Below are 13,777 nucleotides of genomic sequence, written 5' to 3'. Positions count from 1 at the left end.
ATGCATATTTATTTAACCCCAACCGCCAACTTCGGTCATGCAAAGGCCTTTTTATTGCGTGAAATGCTAAGCAAAGCCGCGCAAGCGCAACATCAAATTGTGGACAGTGCCGAGGCGGCGGATCTGATCATCGTTTTGGGGAATGTTTTACCCAATAATGCTCAATTCAGTGGCAAAAAAGTGTTTTTGGCAAAAATTGACGAACATTTCAACGCACCCGAAAACTTGTTAGACCAGGCTATTCAACAGGCGCAGGATTATGTTCCGCCTGCTGAAAGTGCGGTCGTTTCTAACGGTAAAATGAAAAATATTGTGGCGGTGACTGCTTGCCCGACAGGCGTCGCACATACGTTCATGTCTGCCGAGGCTATCGAAACCTACGCCAAACAACAAGGTTGGCAGGTGAAAGTGGAAACCCGCGGACAAGTGGGGGCGGGCAATGAAATCACGGCAGAAGAAGTGGCTACAGCGGATTTGGTGTTTGTGGCGGCGGATATTGACGTACCGTTGGACAAATTCAAAGGCAAATTAATGTATCGCACCTCCACCGGACTTGCGTTGAAGAAAACCGCGCAAGAATTCGATAAAGCCTTTAAAGACGCCAAAATTTACGAAGGCGGCGCAACATCCGCGGCGAAAGCCGAAGAGCGCGGCGAGAAGAAAGGCGTCTATAAGCACCTAATGACAGGCGTATCGCATATGTTGCCATTGGTGGTGGCAGGCGGTTTGCTTATCGCCATTTCCTTCATGTTCGGTATTGAAGCGTTCAAAGACGAAAACATCGCGGGTGGCTTGCCGAAAGCCTTAATGGATATCGGCGGTGGAGCAGCGTTCCACTTAATGATTGCGGTGTTCGCAGGTTATGTGGCGTTCTCCATCGCCGACCGTCCGGGACTTGCCGTGGGGTTAATCGGCGGGATGTTGGCGACGACCGCAGGCGCGGGGATTTTAGGCGGAATTATCGCCGGCTTCCTTGCGGGTTATGTGGTGAAAGGGCTTAATAATGTGATTAAATTACCACCAAGCCTGATGTCCCTTAAACCGATCTTAATTTTGCCGTTATTGGGGTCTTTCATTGTCGGCTTAGCCATGATTTATCTCATTAACCCGCCTGTTGCGAAAATCATGACGGCGTTGAGTGAATGGCTCAAATCCATGGGCGATGTGAATGCCATGGTGCTTGGCGTGATTATCGGCACCATGATGTGTATCGACATGGGAGGGCCGGTAAACAAAGCGGCTTATACCTTCTCCGTGGGCATGATCGCCTCTCAGGTTTACACCCCAATGGCAGCGGCAATGGCAGCAGGCATGGTGCCGCCAATCGGCATGGCGATTGCCACTTGGTTAGCGCGCAGTAAATTCACTTCCAATCAACGTGATGCGGGTAAAGCCTCTTTCGTGCTTGGCTTCTGTTTTATTTCCGAAGGGGCATTGCCATTTGTGGCGGCAGATCCACTACGCGTGATTATCAGCAGTGTGCTAGGTGGTGCAACTGCGGGGGCGATTTCCATGAGTTTAGGCATTACCTTACAAGCGCCACACGGCGGCTTATTTGTGATTCCGTTCGTCTCCGAACCGCTTATGTACCTTGGCGCCATCGCCATTGGTTCTGTGTTGACCGGCGTAGTTTATGCGATGATTAAACCAAAGGTGGAAGCCTAATCATTCCCCATCGGGGAATTTAAAATCGGCCCCAAGGGGGCTGAAGGATGTGTAACCGTGGGTAATTTATTACCCACGGCAGAACCTAAAAAAACATTTTCAAAATCCACCGCACTTTTACCTCACAAGGAAGATAATATGCCATTTAGTGAAGTTGAAAAACACGACCTTCTGTCGCAAAAAGGCATTGGCCCAACGATCTTAAAACGTTTGATGGAAATGGGGTTGGATGACGTCAAAATATTGGCAGCTACCAGCCCGGATTTCATTCTTCAACGCGGTGCAGAAATCACCGGTTCAACCTGTTGGCGCAACAGCCCACAAGCCCGAAACGCTATTGAAACGGCAGTGAATTGGGCAAAAAGCAAGGTTTAGCCCTAAGATAGTGGCTTACTCTGATGGCGCGCGTCTTCTTATGCGTGCCAACCAGGGTAATGTATTACTCACGGTAGAGTCTCAAAAACGTTTTCAAAACCCACCGCACTTTTTATCCCTAATCCTGCCAATTCCTGCTATGATTTTCGCCGTTCATCAATACATTATTTCCTGAGGACCAATATGAAAAAATACGTTGTTTTAACCGCGCTCTGTTTCGCTTTTACTGCACAAGCCAACGATAGCATGGGGTTTGTGTCCACTGGTGGCGTGGAATACCTCAAAAATGACAATATTGCCATGCAAAAAGAAAATCTGTTTATCAGCCTCGATAAAATTAAGGTGGACTACGAATATCAAAATCTCACCGACAAAGACATTACGGAAACTGTGCTATTCCCATTACCTGAGGTTTCTCTTTATGATTACGGAGACTTTGCGGATACAGCAGGGTTAATTAACACCTTTAAAATCTACGCTAATGGTAAGGAAATTAAACCGCAAGTGCATGTGCGGGCGTTTCTTTATAAAACAGAAAAAGAAGGGACAGAGGAACAAAAATTGGTGCCTCATGATGTGACGGCGATTTTCAGAGATTGTGGTTTAACTGAGGAAGAATTGATGGAACCTTGGTTGCGCAAATCTGCATCGGCAGATAATAAAATTTTGAAGTGTAAAGATCCTCGTTTAGCCAAATTTGAATTGGAAAAATATGAAGGTGAACTGTTTTGGGGCGGGCAAATTATTTATAGTTGGCAGCAAACCTTTAAAGCCTCCGACACGACTTACATCAGCCATGAATATGCCCCTTTGGTCGGTGGTGGCGTGTCTATTTCGTCTATATTAGAACTCGGTGAGGAGACACCGTTTACCGAGCAATATTGTATTGGTCCTGAATTTAAACATGCCATTAGAAAATTAATTCCTGAGGGCGGTGGTTCTTATCGTCAGTTGGGCTATATTTTAAAAACCGGGGCCAACTGGGCAAAACCAATCGCCGATTTCACCTTAACCATCGAGCGACCAAAAGATCAGTTGGTGTCATTTTGCTGGAAAGGCAAAGGAGAAGTGAAGAAAGTCTTGCAAAACGACAAGGTGGTACAATTCCAAGTACAGGAAAAAGATTTCCTGCCACAACAGGATTTAGATGTGTTGTATGCACCGTAAAACAGTGAATGCGGAGTAAAAAGCTGGGCAAATTCATGTTCATGGGGAAAATTGTTCCGTGGTACTGTCTGCTTGTGGTAAATAAAAGGAGCAATCATGCCTCAACTCAATATAGAAAATGCGCAATTTCGACTGCATGAAAAACGTTTGCTAAATCTACCGCACTTTTTTGTCAAGGCTCGGGATTATTGGGTCGTGGTGGGCAGTAACGGCAGCGGAAAAACGGCGTTTTCATTAGCATTACAAGGGGCATTGCCTCTTGAGGCGGGCGAATATCACAGTGATTTTGAACGCATTGGGTTGTTTTCTTTTGAACGGCAACAACAAATTCTGGAACAAACGTTTAAAGATCGTAACAACGATACGGTGAGTCCAGACGATTTCGGCAAAACCGCACGTCAGACCATTTTGAACAGTAGTGATAAGGAAACCTTGTGTGACTCTTATGCGGCGCTGTTGCATATTACGTCGTTGTTGGATCGTCCGTTTATGTTGCTTTCTACCGGCGAGAGCCGCAAAGTGTTGTTGGCGCAGGCATTGGTTTCCGAACCGCAATTATTAATTTTAGATGAGCCTTTTGAAGGGCTAGATCAACAGTCTGTGTCGGATTGGCAACAATTGCTACAACAGCTCAATGAAAAAATGGCGTTGGTGTTGATCGTCAATCGCTTTTCCGACATTCCTTCTGCCGCTGATCATGTGGCGTTGTTAGATCACAACCAGTTAATTTTGCAGGGAGGGCGGACGGAGGTTGAGCAACAAAGTCTATTTCAACAAGTACAATATGCGGAACAAAACGTTGATGTGCCGTTGCCGGAAAGTGCTGTATCGCCGATTAAATTACCGCCGAATCAATCCCCTTTTGAACTGAAAAACGTTACTGTTCAATATGGTGAGAATGTCATTTTAAATCGGCTTGATTGGACAGTGGCGCCTGAGCAAAATTGGTGGATTAAAGGGCAGAATGGTGCGGGAAAATCTACGCTATTGTCGCTTATTTGCGGCGATCATCCGCAATCTTATGCTAATCATGTGGTTTTATTCGGTAAACAGCGGGGAAGTGGCGAAACCATTTGGGAGATTAAACGCAACATCGGTTATGTCAGCAGTCAGTTACACATGGATTATCGGGTCAACTGTTCTGCGTTAGAGGTGATTCTTTCGGGCTTTTTTGACAGCATCGGCGTATACCAAAGCGTTCCCGGCGCACTGCGGATCAAGGCGATGCAATGGCTTACGCGCTTGAATATGGAGGCGTTGGCAAATCGTCCGTTTCGTTCCCTTTCTTGGGGACAACAGCGCCTGTTGTTGATTACCCGCGCGATGGTGAAACACCCGCCCATATTGATTTTAGATGAACCGTTGCAAGGCCTCGACGGCATGAATCGCAAACTGGTAAAGCACTTTATCGAACAACTGGTGAACAATAGTCAAACCCAACTACTCTTCGTGTCCCACCAAGATCAGGACGCGCCGAATTGCATTACGCATGTGTTTGAATTTATCCCGCAAGGCGATGGATACGTTTATAAACAAAGTGCGGTGTGATTTTTAATTATTTTGACGAAGAACAACTATGGATATCGCATTCATTCTCGGCACGAAAATCGTTGAACTGACCCTTATTGTGTTGATGGGCTATGGGTTGGTGAAAAGCAAATTGCTTAAATCGGAAGACAGTAAGCCGCTGTCTATTATCGGGTTATATATCATCAGTCCCGCCGTGATGATTGAAGCTTTTCAGATTTCGTATACGCCGGAAATTCTAGAGGGATTAATGCTGTCTTTTGGGATGGCGGTGTTTTTACATGGCATGCTGGTGATTATCGGTACGGTGTTAAAGAGAACGCTGAAATTGGATCCTATCGAGCATGCGGCATCGATTTATGCTAATTCAGGTAATTTGATTATTCCGTTGGTGATGGGATTGTTCGGTAAAGAATGGGTGGTTTACGCCAGTTGTTTTATTATCGTGCAAACGTTCATGTTTTGGACGCACTGTCGTCTGATTATTGCCGGAAAGGGCAATTTAACGCTGAAAACGGTGCTAAAAAATATCAACATTTGGTCGATCATGATGGGTTTAGTGATGTTTGCCTTACAAATTAAACTGCCTGATACCATCAATGGTACGTTGTCTTCCGTCGGGATGTTTATTGGTCCGAATGCGATGTTGATTGCCGGCATGCTGATTGCTTCTATTCCACTGCGGGATCTTTTCTCCTCTAAACGTATTTATTTGGTGACGTTTCTGCGTTTGTTAGTGATTCCGCTGTTTTTAATGGTTGTCGTTAAACTTTGCGGCTTTTCAGGTTGGGTACAAAACGGTGAAACGATCGCTTTGATTAGTTTCCTTGCGACAACGAGCCCAGCGGCTTCGACGGTCACGCAAATGGCGTTAATTTTTGGGAATAATCCGCAAAAAGCCAGTGCCATTTATGGGGTCACCACCCTCCTTTGCATGTTTAGCATGCCCTTCATTATTGCACTGTATCAGTTGTGGTAAAAAGTGCGGTGGATTTTGAGAATGTTTAGAAACACGCTGAAAAACGACCGCACTTGTGTAAATGCATAATTTTTAATTGTGAAACTGGAAAATTAGCTGCTATAATCCTGCGTTCGAAAAAGGATCCCTGTTTTTTAAAGTTACATAATGGATAAATTTTTATGGCATTAGAGATTGAGAAAAAGAAAAATGAATCTGAGGCTTCCGTTGAAAAGTCTAAAGGATTAAACATTTTTTTATGGTTGTTAACCGTTGCAATCATTGCGGCGAGTGCATTTGGTAATATCTATTTCCAAGATCAATATTCCACCCCAATTCGCGTTGTTGCGGTTATCGTGTTGTTGTTGATCTCTTTAGGGGTTGCAGCGACAACCAATCAAGGCAGAAAAGCCCTTGGTTTCTTTCAAGATGCCCGTACTGAATTACGTCGAATTGTTTGGCCAAGCCGTCCGGAAGCAACGCAAACAACTTTTATCGTTGTTGGTGTGACCGTATTTGTGTCTTTAATCCTTTGGGGCTTGGATTCAATCATCGTTAGCATCATTACCTTCTTAACCGACTGGAGATTCTAAAATGACCGAAACCGCAAATAAAAAACGTTGGTATGTGTTGCAAGCGTTCTCCGGTTTTGAAGCGCGCGTAGCGACCACATTGCGTGAATACATCAAACTTCACAATATGGAAGAACAGTTCGGTGAAGTGTTAGTGCCGACAGAAGAAGTTGTCGAAAATGTGGCGGGTAAACGTCGCAAAAGTGAACGTAAATATTTCCCAGGTTATGTATTAGTACAAATGGAAATGAACGATGACACTTGGCACTTGGTGCGTAGCGTACCACGCGTGATGGGTTTCATTGGTGGCACACCGGACAAACCGGCGCCAATTAGCAATCGTGAAGCGGATATCATTTTAAATCGCTTGGAACAAAATAGCGATAAACCGAAACCAAGAACGACTTTCCAACCTGGGGAAGAAGTACGAGTAACCGAAGGTCCATTTATGGATTTCAATGGTACAGTAGAAGAAATCGACTACGAAAAAGGCCGCTTGAAAGTGTCTGTGTCTATTTTTGGTCGTGCTACGCCGGTTGAACTTGAGTTCGGACAAGTAGAAAAGAATAACTAGTAAAATGGTTGAATTTTCCACCGCACTTTTTTAAGTGCGGTGCATTTTTTCGACGTTTTACTTGAAAAACCGGTTGCGTTTGATTAGAATGCAGCCCTTTTTAACAACAGGGGAGCTAGCAATAGCGTTATCACCCATTTAGAGGAAACTAAAATGGCAAAAAAAGTCCAAGCCTACGTTAAGTTGCAAGTTGCAGCTGGTATGGCAAACCCATCACCACCGGTTGGTCCTGCGTTAGGTCAACAAGGTGTAAACATCATGGAATTCTGTAAAGCATTCAACGCTCGTACTGAGAGCTTAGAAAAAGGTTTACCAATTCCGGTTGTTATCACCGTTTATGCAGACCGTTCATTCACTTTCGTGACTAAAACTCCACCGGCAGCAGTATTGTTGAAAAAAGCAGCTGGTGTGAAATCTGGTTCTGCTAAACCGAACAAAGATAAAGTAGGTAAAGTGACTTTAGAACAAGTTCGTCAAATCGCTGAAACTAAAGCAGCGGATATGACTGGTGCGACTATCGAAGACAAAATGCAATCAATCGCTGGTACTGCTCGTTCAATGGGCTTAGTGGTAGAGGAGTAATACGATGGCTAAATTGACTAAAAAAATGAAAGCAATCAAAGCTGGCGTAGATTCTACTAAAGCATACGAAATCAACGAAGCAATCGCAGTATTGAAACAATTCGCAACGGCTAAATTCGTTGAAAGTGTTGATGTTGCAGTAAACTTGGGTATCGACCCTCGTAAATCTGACCAAAACGTTCGTGGTGCAACAGTATTACCACACGGTACTGGTCGTGAAGTTCGTGTTGCTGTGTTCACCCAAGGTGCAAACGCAGAAGCAGCTAAAGAAGCTGGTGCTGATTTAGTAGGTATGGAAGACTTAGCAGAGCAAGTTAAGAAAGGCGAAATGAACTTTGACGTTGTTATCGCTTCTCCTGATGCAATGCGTGTTGTTGGTCAATTAGGTCAAGTATTAGGCCCACGTGGTTTAATGCCAAACCCGAAAGTGGGTACTGTCACACCAAACGTTGCTGAAGCAGTGAAAAATGCTAAATCCGGTCAGATCCGTTATCGCAACGATAAAAACGGTATCATCCACACTACTATCGGTAAAGCAAACTTCTCTGAAGTACAATTGAAAGAAAACCTTCAAGCGTTGTTAGCCGCTTTAACTAAAGCGAAACCTGCAACATCTAAAGGTATCTTCATTAAGAAAGTAAGTCTTTCTACTACAATGGGTGCCGGTGTAGCAATCGATCAAGCTTCACTGTAATCCGTAGAAATACGATGAAATATGACCGCACTTTTACAAGTGCGGTTATTTTTTTCGACATTTATCGTTGTCGAATTGGTGATTTTTTATCATCAGGCATTTACAAATGTTATTTCGATCGTTATAATCTGCGTCCTTTTAGACCGTATTTTATTTGCGGTTTAGCATTTCTGGTTGGTGCTTGACCTCATTCAAGCCCCGTCCAAGACCGTAGGGGAGCAATCTTAATCATCCTACGTAGATGGTGAACAGAATAAGAATTTTCTTGCTTCTGTGCACCGAATTCGTCCTAATAGTCGTTTTATTAGGTATTTAAATTCCGAGCAATCGGAGTGTATTCAGGAGCTAACAGCCAATGGCATTAAATCTTCAAGACAAACAAGCAATTGTTGCCGAAGTAAATGAAGCAGCCAAAGGTGCCCTTTCTGCTGTGATCGCGGATTCCCGTGGTGTGACAGTAGACAAAATGACCGAATTGCGTAAATCTGCACGTGAAGCCGGTGTTTCTATGCGCGTTGTTCGTAATACTTTATTACGTCGTGCGGTAGAAGGTACTGAATTCGAGTGTTTGAAAGACACATTTACCGGTCCAACACTTATCGCATTCTCTACTGAACATCCAGGTGCTGCAGCACGTTTGTTCAAAGAATTTGCGAAAGCAAACGATAAGTTTGAACTTAAAGGTGCAGCCTTTGAAGGTAAGATCCAAGATGTTGAATTCTTAGCAACATTACCGACTTACGACGAAGCAATTGCACGTTTAATGGGCACAATGAAAGAAGCTGCGGCAGGCAAACTTGTTCGCACTTTTGCGGCATTACGCGACAAATTACAAGAAGCGGCTTAATCAAGCGTTTCTTCATCCAATTAACTTTATTTACTTTAGGAATTGATTGTTATGTCATTAACTAACGAACAAATCATTGAAGCGATTGCTTCTAAATCTGTAACTGAAATCGTTGAATTAATCGCAGCGATGGAAGAAAAATTCGGTGTTTCCGCAGCGGCAGCAGTAGCAGCAGCTCCAGCAGGTGGTGCAGCAGCAGCGGCAGAAGAAAAAACTGAATTCGACGTAGTTCTTGCTGAAGCTGGTGCTAACAAAGTAGCAGTAATCAAAGCAGTACGTGGTGCAACCGGTTTAGGCTTGAAAGAAGCTAAAGACTTAGTTGAATCTGCACCGGCTGTATTGAAAGAAGGCATTGCTAAAGCAGAAGCAGAAGCACTTAAGAAAGAATTAGAAGAAGCTGGCGCGAAAGTAGAAATCAAATAATTTTGATTTTATTTCGTCCTGTTTCTCAGGCTAAATGGCTGGTGGGTGACCATCAGCCATTTTGTGCTATCAAAAACAGAAGTAAATTTGCCGTTTGATTACTTTTGTTTCCTCAAGTTAAACAAAGCATTTTAATTTGAGCTACCCACTCAAGAAGTAAGGTTCATAGTGCGGTCATCTAAAAACGGTATCTAATACATTATCACCAATATTTGTCGCAAATATTGCGTGTTGATTGTGGGTCACTGAACAGCAAGCAGAGGAACCCTATGGTTTACTCCTATACCGAGAAAAAAAGAATTCGTAAAGACTTCGGCAAACGTCCGCAAGTTTTAAATATTCCCTATTTATTAACAATCCAGCTTGATTCTTTTGAAAAATTTATTCAAAGAGATCCGGATGGTCAACAAGGCTTAGAAGCCGCTTTCCGCTCTGTATTCCCAATTGTCAGTACCAATGGAAATACCGAATTACAATATGTTAGCTATAGGCTAGGTGAGCCGGTGTTTGATGTGCGTGAGTGTCAAATCCGTGGTACCACTTATGCGGCACCGTTACGTGTGAAATTACGCTTGGTTAGCTATGACAAAGATGCCGCACCTGGCACGATCAAAGATATTAAAGAACAAGAAGTTTATATGGGTGAGATCCCATTAATGACCGATAATGGTACTTTCGTGATTAACGGTACCGAGCGTGTTATCGTGTCTCAATTACATCGTAGTCCGGGTGTATTCTTTGATAGTGACAAAGGTAAAACTCACTCTTCAGGTAAAGTGCTGTATAACGCACGTATTATTCCTTACCGTGGTTCATGGTTGGATTTTGAATTTGATCCGAAAGATAACTTATATGCACGTATCGACCGTCGTCGTAAATTACCATCAACGATTATCTTGCGCGCGTTGGGTTACACCACTGAACAAATCTTAGATCTTTTCTTTGATAAAGTTGTCTTCGAAATTAAAGATAATAAATTGCTGATGAATTTAATGCCTGAACGTTTACGTGGTGAAACGGCGGCATTTGATATTGAAGCAAATGGCAAAGTGTATGTGGAACGTGGTCGTCGCATCACTGCTCGTCATATTAAAGCATTAGAAAAAGATAATATTAAACAAGTAGACGTACCAACTGAATATATTGTGGGTAAAGTTGCTGCGAAAGACTATGTCAATTTAGATACCGGCGAATTAGTTTGTGCGGCGAATATGGAGCTTTCTCTTGAGGTATTGGCGAAATTAGCACAAGCAGGCTATACCACAGTTGAAACCTTATTCACCAATGACTTGGATTACGGCCCATATATTTCCGAAACATTACGTGTTGATCCGTCTAGCGATCGTTTAAGCGCGTTAGTGGAAATTTACCGTATGATGCGTCCGGGTGAGCCACCGACAAAAGAAGCGGCAGAAGCGTTATTTGAGAATTTATTCTTCTCTTCCGACCGTTATGACTTGTCTGCGGTAGGCCGTATGAAATTCAACCGCTCTTTAGGGATTGAAGAAACCACCGGCAGTGGCACATTAAGTAACGAAGATATCGTAAGTGTCATGAAGAAATTGATCGAAATTCGTAACGGTCGTGGTGAAGTGGATGATATTGACCACTTAGGTAACCGTCGTATTCGTTCTGTGGGTGAGATGGCAGAAAACCAATTCCGTATTGGCTTAGTGCGTGTTGAGCGTGCAGTGAAAGAGCGCTTGTCTTTAGGTGATCTGGAAGCTGTGACACCACAAGATTTAATTAATGCGAAACCAATTTCTGCTGCGGTGAAAGAATTCTTTGGTTCATCTCAATTATCTCAATTTATGGACCAAAACAACCCATTATCAGAAGTTACACACAAACGCCGTATTTCTGCATTGGGACCGGGCGGTTTAACTCGTGAACGTGCAGGCTTTGAAGTGCGTGACGTCCATGCGACTCACTATGGTCGCGTGTGTCCGATTGAAACCCCTGAAGGTCCAAACATCGGTTTGATTAACTCTCTTTCCGTTTATGCGCGTACCAACGACTACGGTTTCTTAGAAACACCGTATCGTAAAGTCGTCAATGGCCAAGTGACTGAAGAAATCGAATACCTTTCTGCGATTGAAGAAGGTAAATACGTTATCGCACAGGCGAACTCAAATCTTGATGACGAGTTCCGCTTTACCGATGCGTTTGTTACCTGTCGTGGTGAACATGGTGAATCAGGTCTTTATAAACCTGAAGAAATTCACTATATGGACGTTTCTACTCAACAAGTGGTTTCTGTGGCGGCAGCTTTGATTCCATTCTTAGAGCATGACGATGCGAACCGTGCCTTGATGGGGGCGAACATGCAACGTCAAGCCGTACCAACATTACGCGCAGACAAACCATTAGTCGGTACTGGTATTGAGAAAGCAGTAGCGCTTGACTCCGGTGTTGCGGTTGTTGCAAAACGCGGTGGTACGATTCAATACGTGGACGCTTCCCGTATTGTGGTGAAAGTCAATGAAGACGAAACCGTTGCGGGCGAAGCCGGTATTGATATTTATAACTTAATCAAATATACCCGTTCTAACCAAAACACCTGTATCAACCAAATTCCTTGTGTGGAATTAGGTGAGCCGGTTGAGCGTGGTGAAATTTTGGCAGATGGTCCTTCTACCGATTTAGGTGAATTGGCGCTTGGTCAAAATATTCGCGTGGCGTTCATGCCGTGGAACGGTTATAACTTCGAAGACTCCATGTTAGTTTCCGAACGTGTGGTACAACAAGATCGTTTCACCACTATTCACATTCAAGAGCTTTCTTGTGTGGCACGTGATACCAAATTAGGTGCGGAAGAAATTACCGCAGATATTCCTAACGTCGGTGAAGCCGCATTAAGCAAATTGGACGAATCCGGTATCGTGTATATCGGTGCGGAAGTGAAGGGCGGCGATATTCTGGTCGGTAAAGTGACACCAAAAGGTGAAACCCAATTAACCCCGGAAGAAAAATTATTACGCGCGATCTTCGGTGAAAAAGCGTCTGATGTGAAAGACTCTTCTTTACGCGTACCAAACAGCGTTTCCGGTACCGTTATTGACGTACAAGTGTTTACCCGTGATGGCGTAGAAAAAGACAAACGTGCGTTAGAAATCGAAGAAATGCAATTAAAACAAGCGAAAAAAGACTTGAGCGAAGAGTTTGAGATCTTAGAAGCCGGCTTGTTTATGCGTGTCCGCAACCTCTTGTTATCCGGCGGTTTCGATGCGAAATCCTTAGATAAATTAGACCGCACTAAATGGTTGGAACAAACCTTAGATAACGAGGAAAAACAACACCAGTTAGAGCAGTTAGCGGAACAACACGAAGAATTACGCAAAGAATTTGAACGTAAATTAGAAGTTCAACGCAACAAGATTATCCAAGGCGACGATTTGGCACCGGGCGTGTTGAAAGTCGTTAAAGTGTACTTGGCGGTGAAACGTCAAATTCAACCGGGTGATAAAATGGCGGGTCGTCACGGTAACAAAGGGGTTATCTCCAAAATTAACCCTGTGGAAGACATGCCATACGATGAAAACGGTCAACCTGTTGAAATCGTATTGAACCCGCTGGGCGTTCCGTCCCGTATGAATATTGGTCAGATCTTAGAAACTCACTTAGGTTTGGCGGCAAAAGGTATCGGTGATCAAATTAATGCGATGATTAAACAACAACAATCTATCGCGAAATTGCGTGAATACATGCAGAAAGCCTATGACCTTGGCGGCGGTTCACAAAAAGTGGATCTCAGCACCTTTACAGACGAAGAAGTGATGCGTTTAGCACAAAACTTGCGTAAAGGTTTGCCGATTGCGACACCGGTATTTGACGGTGCTCATGAAAAAGAAATTAAAGGCTTATTAGAGCTTGGTGGTTTACCGACTTCCGGTCAAATTACCCTTTATGATGGTCGTACAGGTGAGAAATTCGAGCGTCCGGTAACGGTAGGTTACATGTATATGCTCAAATTGAACCACTTGGTTGATGACAAAATGCACGCGCGTTCAACCGGTTCTTATAGTCTTGTTACTCAACAACCGTTGGGTGGTAAGGCGCAATTCGGTGGTCAACGTTTCGGTGAGATGGAGGTGTGGGCACTTGAAGCTTATGGTGCGGCTTATACCTTACAAGAAATGTTAACCGTGAAATCCGATGACGTGAACGGTCGTACGAAGATGTATAAAAACATCGTCAGCGGCAACCAACAAATGGATCCGGGCACACCGGAATCTTTCAACGTAATTATGAAAGAAATCCGTTCACTTGGTATTAACATCGACTTGGACGAAGAATAAGTCAGGGTATTGACCCCCTATTGAGCCCAAGTGCGGTCGATTTTAAAAACGTTTTGAAAAACGACCGCACTTGAATAAGTTTAACTCCGACAGGA

At 43.8% G+C, this 13,777-nt stretch carries 12 protein-coding genes; all 12 read left to right on the top strand.

Going from position 1 to position 13,777, the window contains the following annotated elements; translation table 11 throughout:
* Nucleotides 1-1,665: a fructose-specific PTS transporter subunit EIIC gene (locus tag HMPREF9064_RS00740; protein ID WP_006719702.1), complete on the top strand. Its 1,665-nt coding sequence runs from the start codon at nt 1-3 to the stop codon at nt 1,663-1,665.
* Nucleotides 1,666-1,803: 138 nt separating this feature from the next.
* A complete protein-coding gene (locus HMPREF9064_RS0109575) occupies nt 1,804-2,040 on the top strand; it encodes a recombinase RecA (RefSeq protein ID WP_032998210.1) in 237 nt (78 codons plus the stop codon).
* A gap of 183 nt (nt 2,041-2,223) precedes the next feature.
* On the top strand, nt 2,224-3,207 hold the full coding sequence (locus tag HMPREF9064_RS00745) for a DUF4424 family protein (protein WP_006719694.1): 984 nt from the start codon (nt 2,224-2,226) through the stop codon (nt 3,205-3,207).
* Nucleotides 3,208-3,303: 96 nt separating this feature from the next.
* Complete coding sequence (gene modF / locus HMPREF9064_RS00750) at nt 3,304-4,755, top strand: molybdate ABC transporter ATP-binding protein ModF (RefSeq protein WP_006719691.1); 1,452 nt, start codon at nt 3,304-3,306, stop codon at nt 4,753-4,755.
* Nucleotides 4,756-4,783: 28 nt separating this feature from the next.
* Nucleotides 4,784-5,713 (top strand): AEC family transporter, encoded by a 930-nt coding sequence (locus HMPREF9064_RS00755; RefSeq protein ID WP_006719689.1) that lies wholly within the window; start codon nt 4,784-4,786, stop codon nt 5,711-5,713.
* A 161-nt stretch (nt 5,714-5,874) separates the two neighbouring features.
* On the top strand, nt 5,875-6,285 hold the full coding sequence (gene secE, locus HMPREF9064_RS00760) for a preprotein translocase subunit SecE (RefSeq protein WP_006719687.1): 411 nt from the start codon (nt 5,875-5,877) through the stop codon (nt 6,283-6,285).
* A gap of 1 nt (nt 6,286) precedes the next feature.
* Nucleotides 6,287-6,838, top strand: a complete 552-nt coding sequence (gene nusG, locus HMPREF9064_RS00765; protein ID WP_006719685.1) for a transcription termination/antitermination protein NusG — start codon at nt 6,287-6,289, stop codon at nt 6,836-6,838.
* Nucleotides 6,839-6,991: 153 nt separating this feature from the next.
* Nucleotides 6,992-7,420 (top strand): 50S ribosomal protein L11, encoded by a 429-nt coding sequence (gene rplK / locus HMPREF9064_RS00770; RefSeq protein ID WP_006719683.1) that lies wholly within the window; start codon nt 6,992-6,994, stop codon nt 7,418-7,420.
* A 4-nt stretch (nt 7,421-7,424) separates the two neighbouring features.
* Nucleotides 7,425-8,114, top strand: coding sequence for a 50S ribosomal protein L1 (gene rplA, locus HMPREF9064_RS00775; RefSeq protein ID WP_006719681.1), 690 nt, complete (start codon nt 7,425-7,427; stop codon nt 8,112-8,114).
* Between the two features lie 355 nt (nt 8,115-8,469).
* Nucleotides 8,470-8,961 carry a 50S ribosomal protein L10 gene (gene rplJ, locus HMPREF9064_RS00780; RefSeq protein WP_005703558.1) on the top strand — a complete coding sequence of 164 codons (492 nt, stop codon included), beginning with the start codon at nt 8,470-8,472 and terminating at the stop codon, nt 8,959-8,961.
* 51 nt (nt 8,962-9,012) lie between these two features.
* Entirely contained in the window at nt 9,013-9,384 is a 372-nt protein-coding gene (gene rplL / locus HMPREF9064_RS00785; protein ID WP_005558353.1) for a 50S ribosomal protein L7/L12, read from the top strand.
* Nucleotides 9,385-9,653: 269 nt separating this feature from the next.
* Nucleotides 9,654-13,682, top strand: coding sequence for a DNA-directed RNA polymerase subunit beta (gene rpoB / locus HMPREF9064_RS00790; RefSeq protein WP_006719669.1), 4,029 nt, complete (start codon nt 9,654-9,656; stop codon nt 13,680-13,682).
* The last annotated feature ends 95 nt before the right edge of the window (nt 13,683-13,777 follow it).

Origin of the sequence: Aggregatibacter segnis ATCC 33393 (assembly GCF_000185305.1) — a bacterium.
Taxonomy (GTDB): domain Bacteria; phylum Pseudomonadota; class Gammaproteobacteria; order Enterobacterales; family Pasteurellaceae; genus Aggregatibacter; species Aggregatibacter segnis.
Note: the sequence above shows the minus strand (reverse complement) of the source record. Positions and strands in the feature narration are given on the sequence as shown.

What these genes read in the sequence shown, in the direction of transcription:
- HMPREF9064_RS00740 (WP_006719702.1), top strand. Translation starts at nt 1, where the DNA reads ATGCATATTTATTTAACCCCAACCGCCAACTTCGGTCATGCAAAGGCC.
- HMPREF9064_RS0109575 (WP_032998210.1), top strand. Translation starts at nt 1,804, where the DNA reads ATGCCATTTAGTGAAGTTGAAAAACACGACCTTCTGTCGCAAAAAGGC.
- HMPREF9064_RS00745 (WP_006719694.1), top strand. Translation starts at nt 2,224, where the DNA reads ATGAAAAAATACGTTGTTTTAACCGCGCTCTGTTTCGCTTTTACTGCA.
- modF (WP_006719691.1), top strand. Translation starts at nt 3,304, where the DNA reads ATGCCTCAACTCAATATAGAAAATGCGCAATTTCGACTGCATGAAAAA.
- HMPREF9064_RS00755 (WP_006719689.1), top strand. Translation starts at nt 4,784, where the DNA reads ATGGATATCGCATTCATTCTCGGCACGAAAATCGTTGAACTGACCCTT.
- secE (WP_006719687.1), top strand. Translation starts at nt 5,875, where the DNA reads ATGGCATTAGAGATTGAGAAAAAGAAAAATGAATCTGAGGCTTCCGTT.
- nusG (WP_006719685.1), top strand. Translation starts at nt 6,287, where the DNA reads ATGACCGAAACCGCAAATAAAAAACGTTGGTATGTGTTGCAAGCGTTC.
- rplK (WP_006719683.1), top strand. Translation starts at nt 6,992, where the DNA reads ATGGCAAAAAAAGTCCAAGCCTACGTTAAGTTGCAAGTTGCAGCTGGT.
- rplA (WP_006719681.1), top strand. Translation starts at nt 7,425, where the DNA reads ATGGCTAAATTGACTAAAAAAATGAAAGCAATCAAAGCTGGCGTAGAT.
- rplJ (WP_005703558.1), top strand. Translation starts at nt 8,470, where the DNA reads ATGGCATTAAATCTTCAAGACAAACAAGCAATTGTTGCCGAAGTAAAT.
- rplL (WP_005558353.1), top strand. Translation starts at nt 9,013, where the DNA reads ATGTCATTAACTAACGAACAAATCATTGAAGCGATTGCTTCTAAATCT.
- rpoB (WP_006719669.1), top strand. Translation starts at nt 9,654, where the DNA reads ATGGTTTACTCCTATACCGAGAAAAAAAGAATTCGTAAAGACTTCGGC.